Here is a 14,815-nt window from a genome sequence, read left to right as displayed (position 1 = left end):
ACGGCTCACCTCCGAGGGAGCGACAAAGAACGGTGCCATTCGAAAAAAGCGGGAAGCACGGCACGAAGAACGCGGAAGGCTGATATTCCACCGCGGAACGTGCCGATTCGGACGAGTTCATGTTCTGGAGCATCCACGACCACCCGGACGGCCGCAACGGGACGGGGCCCCGGGCGGACGGCGCCGAGCAGCGTGGCCGCCGACTCCATGTCGACGGCGATGGCGCCGGTGGCGAGCAGGGCGGAGCGCTCGTGCCCGCGGACCACGTGATCGGAGCCGGTGAGCGGCCCCGTGTGGACGGTGCGGCCCGGCACGGCACGGACGAGTTCCTTGACCAGCAGATCGGTGCCCACGCACGGTGTGGTGCCGGCCGGGTCCCGGGTCTCCTCGGCCACGACCAGGTCACCGGGGTGCATGCCCGGGGCCAGCCCCGCGCAGAAGCCGGTGGCCAGCACGGCCGCCGTGGCCAGCGCCGGGTCGGCGAGCGCCCGGGTGACCGACCGGTCCGCGGCCCGGGGCCCCATGCCGGTGCGCAGGACGGTGACCGGCCCGCCGGCGCCGCTCCGGTCGCCGCTGCGCAGGGCGAGGTGCTCGATGCCGAGCGCGCAGGCGATCAGGAGCGGGTCCGGGGCGGGCAGCCTGTCCATCAGCCCCCCTCGGCCGCGGAGAAGGGCTCGCCGTGGACGTAGCGGCCGAGCGCGGTGAGCGGGAAGACCTGGCGGTAGAGGTGGTAGTTGATCGAGAAGTCCCACGGGAAGCCGGTCCCCGTGAAGTACGGCTCGTCCCAGGTTCCGTCGGGCAGCTGGGTCTCCGCGAGCCAGACCACCCCCCGCTCGACGGCCTTGGAGTCGCGCTCGCCCGCGGCCAGCAGGGCGAGCAGCGCCCAGCCGGTCTGGGAGGCGGTCGAGGCGCCGCGTCCGCTCCAGCCGGCGGTGTCGTCGTAGGAGCGCAGGTCCTCGCCCCAGCCGCCGTCCTCGTTCTGCACGGACTCCAGCCAGGCGACCGCCCGGCGGATCGCCGGGTGCGAGCCGGGCAGTCCCGCCGCCACGAGCGCCGGGACCACCGACCCCGTTCCGTAGACGTAGTTGACGCCCCAGCGCCCGAACCAGGAGCCGTTCGGCTCCTGGTGGGAGAGCAGCCACTCGACGCCCCGGCGGGTGCGCGGGTCGTGCGTGAGCCCCTCGACCGCCAGCATCTCCACCACGTGCGCCGTGACGTCCGCGGAAGGCGGGTCGATCACCTCCCCGAAGTCGCAGAACGGCAGCCGGTTGGGGAAGGGGCTGGTGTTGTCGACGTCGAACGCGCCCCAGCCGCCGTCCTTGGACTGCATGCCGAGATTCCAGCGGACCCCGCGCCCGATGGCGTTCTCGACGCGGTCCGGGTCGTGGTGCCGGACGCGACGCAGTGCGAGGACGACCTCGGCGGTGTCGTCGATGTCGGGGTAGTTGTCGTTGTGGAACTCGAACGCCCAACCACCCGGGGGAAGTTGGGGCCGCTTGACCGACCAGTCGCCGGGCCGGACGATCTCCTCCCCGAGCATCCAGTCCACGGCCTTGACGAGCTGGGGGTGATCGGCGGGCACGCCCGCGTCGGCCAGCGCGATGGTCGCCAGACAGGTGTCCCACACCGGCGACTGGCAGGCCTCGATCATCCGGGCGCCGTCGTCGCGCCATACGGCGAAACGGTTTAGCGAGGCCAGTCCCTCGCGCATCACCGGGTGTTCGAGGTCGTAGCCGAGCAGGTGCAGGGCGATGACCGAGTAGACGGCCGGGGGCTGGATGCCTCCCCAGCAGCCGTCGTTCTCCTGGCGCTCGATGATCCAGCGGCCCGCCGTGTTCATCGCCGCTCTGCGCAGCGCGCGCGGCGCGACCCTGCGGTACTGGTGCAGGGCCTTGTCCAGACGCTGGAAGAAGCCGTCCCAACTGGTCGCGGGGGCGAGGGGCCTGACCGGGCTGGGGCGACGGGCGTCGGTGTGCAGTTCGTCCAGCGGGAACGGCGCGGGCCGCACCGGACGCTTCGCCGAGACGATGGTGAGCGGCACGATCGTCTGCCGCGCCCAGCATCCGAAGTCGTAGATGTTCAGCGGCATCCACTTCGGCAGGTAGATGAGCTCCGGCGGGAGTTCGGGGAGGTCGTCCCACTTCCACCAGCCGAAGAGGGCGAGCCAGATCCGGGTGAAGACGCGGGCCGCGGCGATGCCTCCGCGCTCGCGGATCCACGCGGCCGCCCTCGCCATGTGGGCGTCGTCCGGGGAGTCCCCGGCCAGCCGCAGGGCGACGTACGCCTCGATGGTGGTGGACAGTTCGCCCGGACCGCCGTAGAACGAGGCCCAGGTGCCGTCCTCGCGCTGCTCGCCGCGGATGAACAGCGCCGCGCCGCGGGTGGTCGGCTCGTCACGGATCCCCAGGAACTGGCGGAGCAGCAGGTCCTCGGCGTCCATGGTGACGTTCGTCTCGAGGTCGCCCTTCCACCAGCCCTCGGCGTCCTGCCGCGCGAGCAGGAAGTCCGTGGCGCGCTCCATGGCGCGCGTGGCGGCGTCTCGGGTCTCGACTGTCCCGGCCGCCTCGGGAGTCGTCTCGTGCTCGCTTTCGCTGGCCGAGGCAGCGCGGGGAGGAAGTGCCCCGGTGCTTCCGTCGGTCGTCGCTGTCATGGCTTCCCCTTCGTGCAGTGGTGTGTCTCTGCTGTGGGTCCGCCGTCGGCCGGTGCGTTCGTTCGGATGGACATCCCCCCGCTCGAACGAGGTTCGAAGCTCGGGGAAGGCACCGGCCGGCGACTACGCGAGGTTTATTCGACCGATAACGATCATCTCTTCCGCACGACGACGAAATCGGCGAGCGCCACGAGCTGGGCGCGCACCTGCTCGGGCATCGGCACGGCGTCCAGGGCCTCGAGGGCGATCGCGTGCTGGCGGCGAGCCTCCTGGGCGGTCCACTCGCGGCCGCCCGCCTCCTCGATGAGCGCGGCGCGCGCCGCGAACTCCTCCTCGGAGAAGTTCTCGAAGTCGCTGGCCTTGGCGTCCTCGGCGAGCAGGTCGCCGAGCCGCCGGGAGGCGGGGCCGCCCGCGGCGAGCGCGGCCACGACCGGCAGGGACTTCTTGCGCTGGCGCAGGTCGCTCCAAGTCTGCTTCCCCGTGGCCTCCGGGTCGCCCCAGATGCCGAGGAGGTCGTCGATGGCCTGGAAGGCGAGGCCGAGGTGGTAGCCGTAGCGCTCCAGGGTGTCGGCGGTGAGGTCGTCGGCGCCGCCGAGGACCGCGCCGATGGAGCAGGCGCAGGCGAGCAGGGCGCCGGTCTTGTTGCCCTCCATCTCCAGGCACTCCTCGACGCTGACGCGGTCGCGGTGCTCGTAGGAGATGTCCTGGGCCTGGCCGTCGATGAGGGCCCGGGTGGCGGTGGTCAGACGGCGGGCGGCCCGGCCGGCCTCGACGGTGCCGAGCTCCAGCAGGACCTCGTTGGCCAGCGCGAACAAGGCGTCGCCGACCAGGATCGCCTGGGCGGGGCCGTGCACCTTCCAGACGGTGTCACGGTGACGGCGCTGTTCGTCGCCGTCCATCAGGTCGTCGTGCAGCAGCGAGAAGTTGTGCACCAGTTCGACGGCGACGGCGCCGGGAACGCCCACCTCGGGGGCGGCGCCGGCGGCCTGCGCGGAGAGCACGGCGAGCGCGGGACGCACCGCCTTGCCGCCGTCGCCGTCCGCGGGGTTGCCCTGGGCGTCGATCCAGCCGAAGTGGTAGGCGGCGACGGTGTCCATGGGCGGCGCCAGGCGGTCGACGGCCGCCTTGAGCACCGGGGTGGCCAGGGTCCGGCCGCGCTCCAGGAGCGCGGTCACGTCCACCGCGTCGGCAGCCGCTTCGGCCGGGGGCACAGTGGGCACAATCTCTCCTCTTGTTGCAATACCGGGGGTGCGGGGGCCTGCCATGCTCCGGTCGAGCGTCATGCCGCCTCCTCGAAGAGTCCGAGGAGGTGGTCGCGGGGCCGGCCCAGGGCGCCCAGCGCGGCGTCAGCCGCACCGACTCCACTGCGAACCGCACTCTCCATGGTCGCGGGCCACCCTGTGGCGGTCCACGCTCCGGCCAGGTACAGGCCGGGGGCCTTGGTACGGGTGCCGGGCCGCAGCCGCCCGACGCCCGGGGCGGGGGCGAACGTCGCGGTGCGCTCCCGGGTCACGAAGAAGTCCTTCACCCCGGCGCCGCGCGCACCGGGCAGCAGCCGCTCCAGCTCCGGCAGGTACCGCTCCCGGAGCACGGCGACGGGCTCGTCGATCTCGTCCTGCGCGGCCGACTGCGACAGCGCGAGGTACTGCCCCTCCCGCAGCCCCGAGGCCTCGGTGCGGTCGAAGACCCACTGCACCGGGGAGCCGAGGGCCGCGAAGAAGGGCGCGGTCAGGACCGTGCGGTCGTAGACGACGTGGATGTTGAGGATCGGCGCGGTGCCGATGTCCAGCAGCCGCTCGGGGGCGTCGAGCGCTCCCTGGGGCAGCAGGTCGTGCGCCTCGCGCTGGGGCACGGCGAGCACGACGGTGTCGGCCTCGATGCGCTCGCCGGGAACCTGAACGCTCCAACGGCCGTTCTCGTAAGGGGAGACGGAGGTGACGCGTGTACGGATCTCGGTACGTACGCCCGCGGAGTCGAGCGCCTTGCGGGCCAGGGTGTCGTGCAGTTCGCCCAGCGGGACGCGCGCCCAGCCGATGTCGGCCGCGCCCGGGTCGGACAGCAGACCCGTCTTGAACACCATCGCGGCGAGCCCGAGCGAGGAGTCCTGGGCCACCGCGTTGAGGGTGGCGACCCCCACGAGGTCCCACAGTGCTTCGACGGCACGTCGTGACTGACCGTGCCCGGCGAGCCAGTCGCCGAAGTTCTGCGCGTCGAGTGCCGGATCGGTGAGGTCCAGGCCCTTGAGCGCGAGCGCGGCACGGCCGACTTTGGCACGCTCGGCGAGCGAGAGGTGCTGGTACGTCGCGAGGCTGCGCGCCAGGTGCAGCGGAACGGGCAGCGCGCTGCGCCCGATCCTGCCCAGCCGTCGTCCCGAAGGTGCCCCCAGGTCGAGAACGGGCACGTCGAGACGATCCTGCAGGGGAGCGAGCGCGGTCGCGTCGACGCGGTCGAGGAACCAGCGGTAGGCGGTGCAGCAGCGCAGGAAGACGTGCTGGCCGTTGTCCACGGTGAGGTCGCCGCGCCGGAAGGAGAACGCGAGGCCGCCGAGGCGCGGCCGGCCCTCCAGCAGCGTCACCCGCAGCCCGGAGTCGGCCAGCGCGAGCGCGGCGGTGATCCCGGCGAGCCCGCCGCCGATCACCACGGCGGTGGCCCGGCCGGGATCGTCCGTGGACTCGGCCTCGCTCATCACGCACCCTCCCCTGCGGCCGCACCGTGATGGTTGAACGATTCACGGCAGGCCGTCGCAGTCAGGGACGCCCCCCGGCTCCGGAGGGTTGCCTGCCGTTTCTCGCCGGCCGCGCCGCCTCGGTCCCTCTCCTCCATCAGACACGCCTCCGGACCGTACGGCGGGAGACGTGCCGGGCGTCGAGACCGGAGAGGCCGCGCACGGCGACGTACGCCTTCTCGCGCCCCGGCAGGGACACCCGGCCGCGCAGCACGGCCTCCGGCTCGCGTTCGATGCGGTCGAGGAGGCGCCGGTAGATGCCCGCCATGGCCGCGACACAGGCACCGCTGCGCCGGTCCAGCATGGGCAGCAGCCGGTAGCCCTCCGCGAACAGGGCACGCGCCCGCCGCACCTCGAAGTGCACGAGGCCCGCGAAGTCGGAGCCCTGCGGCGGGGTCGGCCCGTCGAACCCGGCCGAGCAGCCGAACTTGGCCAGGTCGTCGGCGGGCAGATAGGTACGCCCGCCCTCGGCGTCCTCGCGGACGTCCCGCAGGATGTTGGTGAGCTGGAGCGCGAGCCCGAGCGTGTCGGCGTACTCCGGCGCCCGTTCGGCGCCCCGCGCCCCCGGCTCGGTGCCGAACACCCCGAGCGAGAGCCGTCCGATCGCTCCGGCCACGCACCGGCAGTAGACCTTCAGGTCGTCCCAGGTCTCGTACGTCTCGCCGCGCACGTCCATCAGCACGCCGTCGATGAGCTCGTCCAGGCCCCCGAGGGGTACCGGGAAGTACTCGGCGGTGTGGCCGAGGGCGACCGCGACCGGGTCGGTGTCGTCCTCGGCGACCTCGCCCGCGCGGACACGGGCGAGCAGCGCCCGGGTCTCCTCCAGGCGCGCCGCCTTCACGTCCGGTGCCAGCGTGCCGTCGCCGATGTCGTCGACACGCCGGGAGAACGCGTAGAGCGCCGACATCGCGCGACGCTTGGACGTCGGCAGGAGCCTGATGCCGTACGCGAAATTACGGGCCTGCTGACCGGTCACCGCCTCGCAGTAGCTGTACGCGGCGAGTACCGGTGCGGACACGTGCTGTTCCGACTCCACGGTCCGGATCACCCCTCTCCTCGCAGAGTCACTCCCACCTCGCGCAGCAGCTGGAGCTTGCCGGGCTTGGGCGGGCCGGGAAGTACGTCGTATTCGGCGGCGGCGATCGCGCGGACCGCCGCCTTCCCCCCCGCGACGAATCCCGCGAGCAGCAGTTTCAGCCTGCCGTGGACGCTACCCACGAGGGGGGTGCCTTCATTCAGGAGGTTCGAGGCGCGTTCTGCTTCGTATGCAACCAGTGCTCGCACCGATGCGCCTGCTGTGGGAACGGCGAGATCCGCCTCCACCACGTGGAAGCGCTTCATGTCCTCCGCGGGCAGGTAGACACGGTCACGGCCGAGGTCCTCGGCCACGTCCTGGAGGTGCTCGACGATCTGGAGCCCCGTGCACACCGCGTCGGAGCGGCGGACCCGCTCGGGCGTGGACGTCCCGGTGACGGAGAGGACCAGGCGGCCGACGGGGTTCGCGGACAGTTCGCAGTAGGCGAGCAGGTCGTCCCAGGTCTCGTAGCGCTTGACGAGCTGGTCCTGGCGGTTGGCCGCGATCAGGCCGAGGAAGGGCTCGGGGGTCAGGCCCGCGCGGCGGACCGTGGGCTGCAGCCGGCGCATCAGGGGATGGCGCGGGGTCGAGTCGAACACACGGTGAAGATCGGCTTCGAGGGCGTCGAGCAGGACCAGGCGGTCGTCGGCGTCCGCGGACGGCACGCCGAGGAGGCGGGCGTCGGCGCCGCCGGGGGCGAGATCGCCGTCACCGATGTCGTCCACGAGACGGGCGAAGCCGTACACGGCCATGAGGTCGTCGCGCCAGGCCCTGGGCAGGAAGAACGGGGCCACGGGAAAGTTCTCGTCCGCGGCCTTGTCGAGGGTGCCGCGCTCCGGATCGCCGGTGCGGGCCGTCCCGGCTTGGGTCACCGCTCGCCGCCCGCCGCGAGGACGGCGCACGCATCGCGGAGCTGGAGAGTCACCGTAGCCATTGCCGTCACATCTCCCGTTCTACACTGCCGACCCAACCCTGCCCATTTCGGACACGCCGCCCATAGATCCGCTCGGCGTGACGGTGCCGGATGTCGCGTATTATCGCCCTACTTGACGCGATTCAGCACCGGTACAGCTTACGTTGTACAACGCGGCACACTCCGCCGGGGTGTCCTGCACATCACAACAACACACCGATTGGCGTCAAGATTCCTCATGCCGACGGGAGTTGGCGTTTCCTTTGCAGACGCAGGGCCTCGCCGGAGGGTTCCGGCGAGGCCCTGGGCAAACCGGGCTACTTGCCCGTGAACTTCTCGTACTCCTTGAGGACGTCCTCGGTCGGGCCGTCCATGCGCAGCTCGCCGCGCTCCAGCCACAGCACGCGGTCGCAGGTGTCGCGGATCGACTTGTTGTTGTGGCTGACCAGGAACACCGTGCCCGCGCTCTTGCGCAGCTCGCGGATGCGTGCCTCGGAGCGCTTCTGGAAGGAGCGGTCGCCGGTGGCGAGGGCCTCGTCGATCATGAGGACGTCGTGGTCCTTGGCCGCGGCGATGGAGAAGCGCAGCCGGGCCGCCATGCCGGAGGAGTAGGTCCGCATCGGCAGGGTGATGAAGTCGCCCTTCTCGTTGATGCCCGAGAAGTCGACGATCTCCTGGTAGCGCTCCTTGATCTGCTCGCGGGACATGCCCATGGCGAGGCCGCCCAGGATGACGTTCCGCTCGCCGGTGAGGTCGTTCATCAGGGCCGCGTTCACACCGAGCAGCGAGGGCTGGCCGTCGGTGTAGACCTTGCCCTTCTCCGCGGGGAGCAGACCGGCGATGGCCCTCAGGAGCGTGGACTTGCCGGAGCCGTTCGAACCGATCAGGCCGATGGCCTCGCCCCGGTAGGCGGTGAAGGAGACGCCCTTGACGGCGTGCACCTTGCGCACACCGCGTTCCTCACCGCGCTTGAGGATGCGGCTGAGGGCGGCGGTGGCGCTGCCCTTGCCGGTCTTGGCGCCGTTCACGCGGTAGACGATGTGCAGTTCGTCCGCGATGACGGTCGGAATGTGCGACCTCTTCTCGAGCTCAGCCACGGCCGTACCTCTCCTCAGCCTTCCAGAAGTAGACGAAGCCGCCGACGGCCGTGACCACGGCCCAGAAGACGGCGATGGCCCACACGTGCGGGGGCAGATTGGAGGAGCCGTAGCCGTCGATGAGCGCGAAGCGCATCAGGTCCATGTAGACGGCGGCCGGGTTCGCCTGGAGCACCCGGGCGATCCACTCGGGGCGGCCGGCGAGCATGGTGCTGATGGAGAACATGACACCGGAGGCGTACATCCACGTGCGCATGATGAACGGCATCAGCTGGGCGAGGTCGGGCGTCTTGGCGCCCATCCTCGCCACGATCAGCGCGAGGCCGGTGTTGAACAGGAACTGGAGGAACAGCACCGGGACGATCAGCAGCCAGGACAGGCCCGGGTAGCTGCCGAAGGCGATCGCCACGACGAACAGCACGAGCATCGAGAAGAGCAGCTGCTGGAGCTGCTGGAGGGCGAAGGACACTGGCAGTGAGGCGCGCGGGAAGTGCAGCGCGCGCACCAGCCCCAGGTTGCCGGAGATCGCCCGCACACCCGCCATGACCGAGCTCTGCGTGAAGGTGAACACGAAGACGCCGGTCACCAGGAACGGGATGTACACGTCGTGCGACAGACCCTTGTTGGCCTGCAGGATCAGCCCGAAGATCAGGTAGTAGACCGCCGCGTTGAGCAGCGGCGTCACCACCTGCCAGAGCTGGCCCAGCTTGGCCTGGCTGTACTGGGCGGTGAGCTTGGCCTGCGAGAAGGCGAGGATGAAGTGCCGCCGGCTCCACAGCTGGCGGACGTACTCGACCAGTCCCGGACGGGCGCCGCTGACCGCGAGGCCGTACTTGGCGGCCAGGTCTGCCGCGGACAGCCCGTCGTCGGGCGAAGGCCGGTCGCTCACCGCGATGCCGCCGTCATGCGTCGTACTCACAAGAGGAAACTTTCGTCTTCGAGAGGCGCACGGCCGGCCGGGCACCGGCATGAGCCGGGACCGGGTGGTGTCCGGGTGCTCCCAGGAACGAGCTTGTCAGATGACCGGAGGCCGGCCCAGTCGGGTCAGCCGCCACACCGTGCGCCACTTCATGGGGCGCCTCGGTCCGCACGGACTCCTCCAGCCTTCCCCGAATCCGCCGAACCAGGCCCGCAGAGCGGCCCGCGAGGGGCGGCGCAGCAGCGTCAGGAGCATCCAGACGCCGAGGTAGACCGGGACGAGCGGCGCGGGGAGGTTCCGGCGGGCGAGCCAGACGCGGTTGCGGGCCACCATCCGGTGGTACACCGCGTGCCGCGAGGGGGCGGTCGTCGGGTGGTACAGCACCATGTCGGAGCGGTAGTCGATCATCCAGCCGGCGTCGAGGGCCCGCCAGGCGAGGTCGGTCTCCTCATGGGCGTAGAAGAAGGCGTCCGGGAGCCCGCCGACCTCGGCGAGGACCTTCGTGCGGACCGCGTTGGCACCGCCGAGGAACGTGGTGACGCGCGAGGAGCGCATCGGGTCGGCGGCGCGCAGCCTCGGGACGTGGCGGCGCTGGGTCTCACCGGTGTCGGGGTCGGCGATGCGGAAGCTGATGATGCCGAGCTCGGGGTCGTCGGCGAAGGCCCGGCGGCACAGCTCCGCGGTGTCGTGGCGGGCCAGCAGGCCGTCGTCGTCCAGGAAGAGGAGGACGTCCACGTCGGTGCCACCGGGGCCGAAGGCCTCGATGCCCACGTTGCGGCCGCCGGGGATGCCGAGGTTCTCCGGCAGCTCGACCGTCCGGACACCCGCGGGGACGTCCGGTACGGGCGAGCCGTTGCCGACCACGACCACCTCGACGCGGTCGCCGTCCTGCTTGGCGACGGAGTCGAGCAGGGCCCTGAGCTCGTCGGGGCGGTTGCCCATGGTGATGATCACCGCGCCGACCCTGGTCGCCGTACTCATTTGAGCCTGCTCGAAGCGAGGATGGACACCAGGTGCAGCACGGTCTGCAGGAGCGCGATGCCGGCGAGCACGGCGGTGCCGAGCCTGGTGAAGAACAGGTCGCCCCTGATCTGGTCCACGACGGCCAGGAGCAGGATCAGCAGGGACGCCTCGATGCCGAGGATCAGCCGGTGGAACTTGAGCGCCGCGGCGGCCCTGCGGGCCAGCGCCACCCCCGACGAACGGGGCTCGGACGCGGATTCCTTCACCGGCGGCAGCCCGCCCTGGTGACGGGCGACGCCGACGAGGTCGGTCTCCGCCTTGACCAGGATCGCCCCGAGGGCGGCCAGCGTGCCGAGGAAGGCCCACAGCCAGTCGACGCGGCCGCCGCCCCACAGGTCCGCGGCGCGCAGGCCGAGACCGACGAGGACGGCCGCGTCGGTGAGGTAGGCGCCGACCCGGTCGAGATAGACCCCGCCGAGCGAGTACTGCTTCTTCCAGCGCGCTATCTCGCCGTCGACACAGTCGAGCAGCAGATAGAGCTGGACCATCACCACACCGAGCACCGCGCCCGCGATCCCCGGCACCAGCAGGGCCGGGGCCGCGAGCACGCCGCAGAGGGTCATCAGGTACGTGAGCTGGTTGGGCGTGATCCTGGTGTTCACCAGGTAGCGGTCGCAGCGCAGCGAGATCTCCCGCATGTACAGACGTCCCGCCCAGTGCTCACCGCTGCGCCGGTCCTTCACCCCCGGGGGATGAACGACCGGGCGGAGTTCAGCTACCGATGGCCTTGGCATAGTCGGAGTAGATGTCCTTGATCTGGTGGGTTTTCAGGTCGAGGTGTTCGAGGACCGTGTAGCGGCCGGGCCGGGTCCGCGGAGCGAACTCCACGACCTGCACGAACTCGTCCACGGTGAAACCGATCTCCTCGGGCAGCACCGGCAGCCCGTGCCGCCGCAGTACCTCGGCCATGAACGCCGCGTCCTCGTGGGCCCCGCGCAGGTACATCGCGAAGGCCGCGCCCAGACCGCACTGCTCGCCGTGGCTCGCCGCGCGCTGGGGGAAGAGGATGTCGAAGGCGTGGTTGATCTCGTGGCAGGAGCCGGAGGCCGGCCGGGAGTCGCCCGAGATCGACATCGCGATACCGGTGAGGACGAGCGCCTCGGCTAGGACCTGGAGGAAGTCGTTGTCGCCGACACCCCCGGGGTGCCTGAGCACGGCCTCGCCCGCCTGGCGCGCCATGGCGGCGGCCAGTCCGTCGATCTTCTCGCCGGTGACGCGGTTGGCCAGCTCCCAGTCGGCGATCGCGTTGATGTTGGAGATCGCGTCGCCGATGCCCGCCCGGACGAACCGGACCGGCGCGTCACGGATCACGTCGAGGTCGATGACCACGGCGATCGGGTTCGGCACGCCGTACGAGCCGCGGCCCGCGTCGTTGTCGAGGGTGGCGACCGGCGAGCACAGACCGTCGTGCGCGAGGTTCGTGGGCACCGCGACCAGGGGAAGCCCGACCCGCGCCGCGGCGAACTTCGCGCAGTCGATGATCTTGCCTCCGCCGAGTCCCACGACCGCGTCGTAGTGCCCGGACTTCATGTCACCGGCCAGCCGGATCGCGTCGTCGAGCGTGCCGCCACCGACCTCGTACCAGGTGGCTCCCGGCAGCGCCGGGGCGAGCCGCTCGCGCAGCCGGGCCCCGGAGCCGTTGCTGACCGCTATGGCCAGCTTGCCCGAGTGCGAGATGCGCTCGTCGCTGAGCACTCCCGCCAGATCGTCCAGGGCACCCGGACGGATGTCGACGACGACCGGCGAGGGGATGAGCCTCGTCAGTACTGGCACGCGATCTCACGTCCCTTGGCGAGGTCGTCGTGGTTGTCGATCTCGACCCACTTGACGTCGCCGATGGGCGCGACGTCGATCTTGAAACCGCGGTTGACGAGCTCCTGGTAGCCGTGCTCGTAGAACTGCTGCGGGTCGGTCTCCCACACGGTCTTCAGCGCGTCGGCGAGCTCGTCGGCGGCGGCGCCCTCGATGAGGGTCACACCGATGTACTCACCGGTGGCCTCGGCCGGGTCCATGAGCTTGGTGATCTTCTGGACGCCCTTCTCGGGGTCCACGACGACCTTCATCTCCTCGTCGGCGAGCTTCTTCACCGTGTCCAGCGCGAGGATGATCTTCTTGCCCTCGCCGCGGGCGGCGAGCAGCGTCCGCTCGACGGAGACCGGGTGCACGGTGTCGCCGTTGGCGAGTATCACGCCGTCCTTGAGGGCGTCACGTCCGCACCACAGGGAGTAGGCGTTGTTCCACTCCTCGGCCTTGTCGTTGTCGATCAGCGTGATCTTGAGGCCGTACTTCTCCTCGAGGGCCGCCTTGCGGTCGTAGACGGCTTCCTTGCGGTAGCCGACGATGATGCCGACCTCGGTCAGACCGATCTCGGCGAAGTTGCCGAGGGTCAGGTCCAGGACCGTGAGGGAGTCCTCCGCGCCCTCGGGACCGACCGGCACGAGCGCCTTGGGAAGGGTGTCGGTGTAGGGACGCAGACGCCGTCCGGCGCCGGCCGCCAGCACAAGGCCGATCATGCAGGTTCTCCTTCGTCGTGTACGGCGGGTGCCCCGGAGGACACCCAGAAGCGGATGCTCTCGATGAGCACCAGCAGCGCCACGGCCACGGCGAGCACCGTGAGCGCGACCTTGAACTGTGCGGCGGTGAGCAGCGCGGCCAGGACGGTGACCAACAGCGTCCTGCCTTCGTGCCCGCCGATCGCCCGCACCAGCCAGTGCGGGGGGGCTCCGGCGTTTCCGCGAATGCGGTACACCGTGTCGTAGTGATGGTAGGCGACGGCGGCCACCAGGCCGAAAGCCGCGGGAAGCACTCCGTTCATCCCGGCGTTGACCGCCAGTGCCAGAACGGTGAGGTACTCGGCCGCGCGGTAGAACGGCGGGACCAGCCAGTCCAGGGCGCCCTTGAGCGGCCTGAGCAGGGCCGCCGGCGACAGCAGGACGTACACGGCGGCGCCGAGCACGGGCAGCCAGCCGCCGTACGGGGCGAGTGCGGCGCATGTCACGACGACCGCTCCGGCGACGAGGGCGACCACGGCCGGGGCGACGCGCGGGAGGCGGCCCGTGAAGCGGGTCAGGTACTCGGCGAGCGCGCCGGAGTCGGTGAGGTCCACCAGCGCCCCGGCGGCGCGGTCCGTACGGCTCGCCTTGCGGGTGAGCGAGCGCAGCACCCGGCCCGCCGTGGTGTAGGTGGCCGCGAAGGCGCAGCCGGCGAGCAGCGCGTAGAAGGTGATACGGGGGGTCGTCAGCGCCGTCAGGACGGCGATCATCGCCCATCGTTCGCCGATGGGCAGGACTATCATCCGGCGCACCCAGACCGTCCAGCCGACGCTGTCGAGCTTGTCCGAGAGGGCCGCGGTGGGGCTGGTGTTGGCCGTGGCGTCGTGGTTGGCCTCGTTGAAGGAGAAGTCCACGACGTGCCGGCAGGTCTGGAGGATCATCGCGCCGAGCGCGAGCGCCCACACGTCGTCGCCGCCGCGGGCCGCGCCGAGCGCGAGTCCCGCGTAGTAGGCGTACTCCTTGGCGCGGTCGAAGGTCGCGTCCAGCCAGGCGCCCAGCGTCGAGTACTGCAGGGAGTAGCGGGCGAGCTGTCCGTCCGTGCAGTCCAGGACGAAGGAGAACAGCAGCAGCAGACCGGCCGCGACGAAGCCGGCGCGGGTGCCGGTGGCGGCGCAGCCCGCGGCGATCAGCGCGGTGACCAGGGAGGCGGTGGTGACCTGGTTCGGGGTCAGGCCGCGGCGGGCGCACCAGCGGGCGATGTAGCGCGAGTACGGGCTGATGCAGTACGTGGTGAAGAAGCCGTCGCGGGCCTTGACCGCGCTGCGCAGCCGTACCGCCTCGTCGTCGACGGCCAGGACGGACTGCCGGACGCCGTTGCGCTCCTGCGGATCCGCGGGGACCGCGGCGACGAGGGTGCCGAGCTCGGGGCGGTACACGGCGAGGCCGTCCTCGTCGAGCGCCTCGCCGAGGCGTTCGACGAGGTCCTCCGGGGCCGCGGCGGCGTTGCCCGCGGCCACGCTCTCCCGGGTCACGGCGCGGGTCAGGGCACGCCGGGCCTCCGGCTGCACGCACACGGCGCCGGGAAGGGCGGAGGCCGCGAAACGCGGGTCGGTCAGACCGAGGCGCAGGGCGTGCACGTGCCCGACGAAACGGGCGTCCACGACGGCGACCCGCTCGTCCGCCGGCACGGCGGCGAGCAGGGCCTCGGTCTCGCCCGCGTCGGACGCGAGACGCACGTCGAAGCCGAGCGACCGCAGATCGCCGTCGAGCGACGACCCGGGGACCGGCTGGCCGGTGAGAATGGCGGTCGGCAGCGAACTCACTCCCTGGGTGCCGGCGCGACCTGGCGTCCGGCGTGTGCGTGATGGGATGGCCCCCGGTCCACGGCGGCGGCCCCGGCGGCATGTCGGCAGAGGCTATC

Annotated in this window: 14 protein-coding genes; all 14 read right to left on the bottom strand. The window is 71.3% G+C overall.

The window, feature by feature from the left end; genetic code table 11:
• Positions 1-5: 5 nt before the first annotated feature.
• Positions 6-647 carry a 1-hydroxy-2-methyl-2-butenyl 4-diphosphate reductase gene (locus ACICHK_RS33145; protein WP_151474832.1) on the bottom strand — a complete coding sequence of 214 codons (642 nt, stop codon included), beginning with the start codon at positions 645-647 and terminating at the stop codon, positions 6-8.
• A complete protein-coding gene (gene shc, locus ACICHK_RS33140; RefSeq protein ID WP_151474833.1) occupies positions 647-2,650 on the bottom strand; it encodes a squalene--hopene cyclase in 2,004 nt (667 codons plus the stop codon). The genes ACICHK_RS33145 and shc overlap by 1 nt, the downstream gene beginning before the upstream one ends.
• Positions 2,651-2,802: 152 nt before the next feature.
• Positions 2,803-3,870 (bottom strand): polyprenyl synthetase family protein, encoded by a 1,068-nt coding sequence (locus tag ACICHK_RS33135; RefSeq protein ID WP_406839776.1) that lies wholly within the window; start codon positions 3,868-3,870, stop codon positions 2,803-2,805.
• Positions 3,871-3,929: 59 nt separating this feature from the next.
• The gene (gene hpnE / locus ACICHK_RS33130) at positions 3,930-5,336 is read right to left on the bottom strand and encodes a hydroxysqualene dehydroxylase HpnE (RefSeq protein ID WP_406839775.1); all 1,407 of its coding nucleotides are present in this window, start codon (positions 5,334-5,336) and stop codon (positions 3,930-3,932) included.
• Positions 5,336-5,473, bottom strand: coding sequence for a DUF6380 family protein (locus tag ACICHK_RS33125; protein WP_225861054.1), 138 nt, complete (start codon positions 5,471-5,473; stop codon positions 5,336-5,338). Before ACICHK_RS33125 ends, hpnE begins: the two co-directional genes overlap by 1 nt.
• Positions 5,473-6,423 (bottom strand): presqualene diphosphate synthase HpnD, encoded by a 951-nt coding sequence (hpnD, locus tag ACICHK_RS33120; protein ID WP_406839774.1) that lies wholly within the window; start codon positions 6,421-6,423, stop codon positions 5,473-5,475. The genes ACICHK_RS33125 and hpnD overlap by 1 nt, the downstream gene beginning before the upstream one ends.
• On the bottom strand, positions 6,420-7,322 hold the full coding sequence (gene hpnC / locus ACICHK_RS33115; protein ID WP_406839773.1) for a squalene synthase HpnC: 903 nt from the start codon (positions 7,320-7,322) through the stop codon (positions 6,420-6,422). The genes hpnD and hpnC overlap by 4 nt, the downstream gene beginning before the upstream one ends.
• Before the next feature lie 358 nt (positions 7,323-7,680).
• Positions 7,681-8,460 carry an ABC transporter ATP-binding protein gene (locus tag ACICHK_RS33110; protein WP_406839772.1) on the bottom strand — a complete coding sequence of 260 codons (780 nt, stop codon included), beginning with the start codon at positions 8,458-8,460 and terminating at the stop codon, positions 7,681-7,683.
• The gene (locus tag ACICHK_RS33105) at positions 8,453-9,349 is read right to left on the bottom strand and encodes an ABC transporter permease (RefSeq protein WP_406841380.1); all 897 of its coding nucleotides are present in this window, start codon (positions 9,347-9,349) and stop codon (positions 8,453-8,455) included. Before ACICHK_RS33105 ends, ACICHK_RS33110 begins: the two co-directional genes overlap by 8 nt.
• A 126-nt stretch (positions 9,350-9,475) precedes the next feature.
• Positions 9,476-10,360: a glycosyltransferase family 2 protein gene (locus ACICHK_RS33100; RefSeq protein ID WP_151474840.1), complete on the bottom strand. Its 885-nt coding sequence runs from the start codon at positions 10,358-10,360 to the stop codon at positions 9,476-9,478.
• Positions 10,357-11,136 carry a CDP-alcohol phosphatidyltransferase family protein gene (locus ACICHK_RS33095; protein ID WP_103549122.1) on the bottom strand — a complete coding sequence of 260 codons (780 nt, stop codon included), beginning with the start codon at positions 11,134-11,136 and terminating at the stop codon, positions 10,357-10,359. The genes ACICHK_RS33100 and ACICHK_RS33095 overlap by 4 nt, the downstream gene beginning before the upstream one ends.
• Complete coding sequence (locus ACICHK_RS33090) at positions 11,114-12,175, bottom strand: iron-containing alcohol dehydrogenase family protein (RefSeq protein WP_151474841.1); 1,062 nt, start codon at positions 12,173-12,175, stop codon at positions 11,114-11,116. Before ACICHK_RS33090 ends, ACICHK_RS33095 begins: the two co-directional genes overlap by 23 nt.
• The gene (locus tag ACICHK_RS33085; RefSeq protein WP_103549041.1) at positions 12,163-12,915 is read right to left on the bottom strand and encodes a sugar phosphate nucleotidyltransferase; all 753 of its coding nucleotides are present in this window, start codon (positions 12,913-12,915) and stop codon (positions 12,163-12,165) included. Before ACICHK_RS33085 ends, ACICHK_RS33090 begins: the two co-directional genes overlap by 13 nt.
• Positions 12,912-14,708: a DUF5941 domain-containing protein gene (locus tag ACICHK_RS33080; RefSeq protein ID WP_406841379.1), complete on the bottom strand. Its 1,797-nt coding sequence runs from the start codon at positions 14,706-14,708 to the stop codon at positions 12,912-12,914. The genes ACICHK_RS33085 and ACICHK_RS33080 overlap by 4 nt, the downstream gene beginning before the upstream one ends.
• Positions 14,709-14,815 lie beyond the last annotated feature (107 nt).

It is taken from the genome of Streptomyces sp. AHU1 (assembly GCF_045343905.1).
GTDB lineage: Bacteria > Actinomycetota > Actinomycetes > Streptomycetales > Streptomycetaceae > Streptomyces > Streptomyces triticiradicis.
This window is presented reverse-complemented; position numbering and strand designations above follow the sequence as displayed.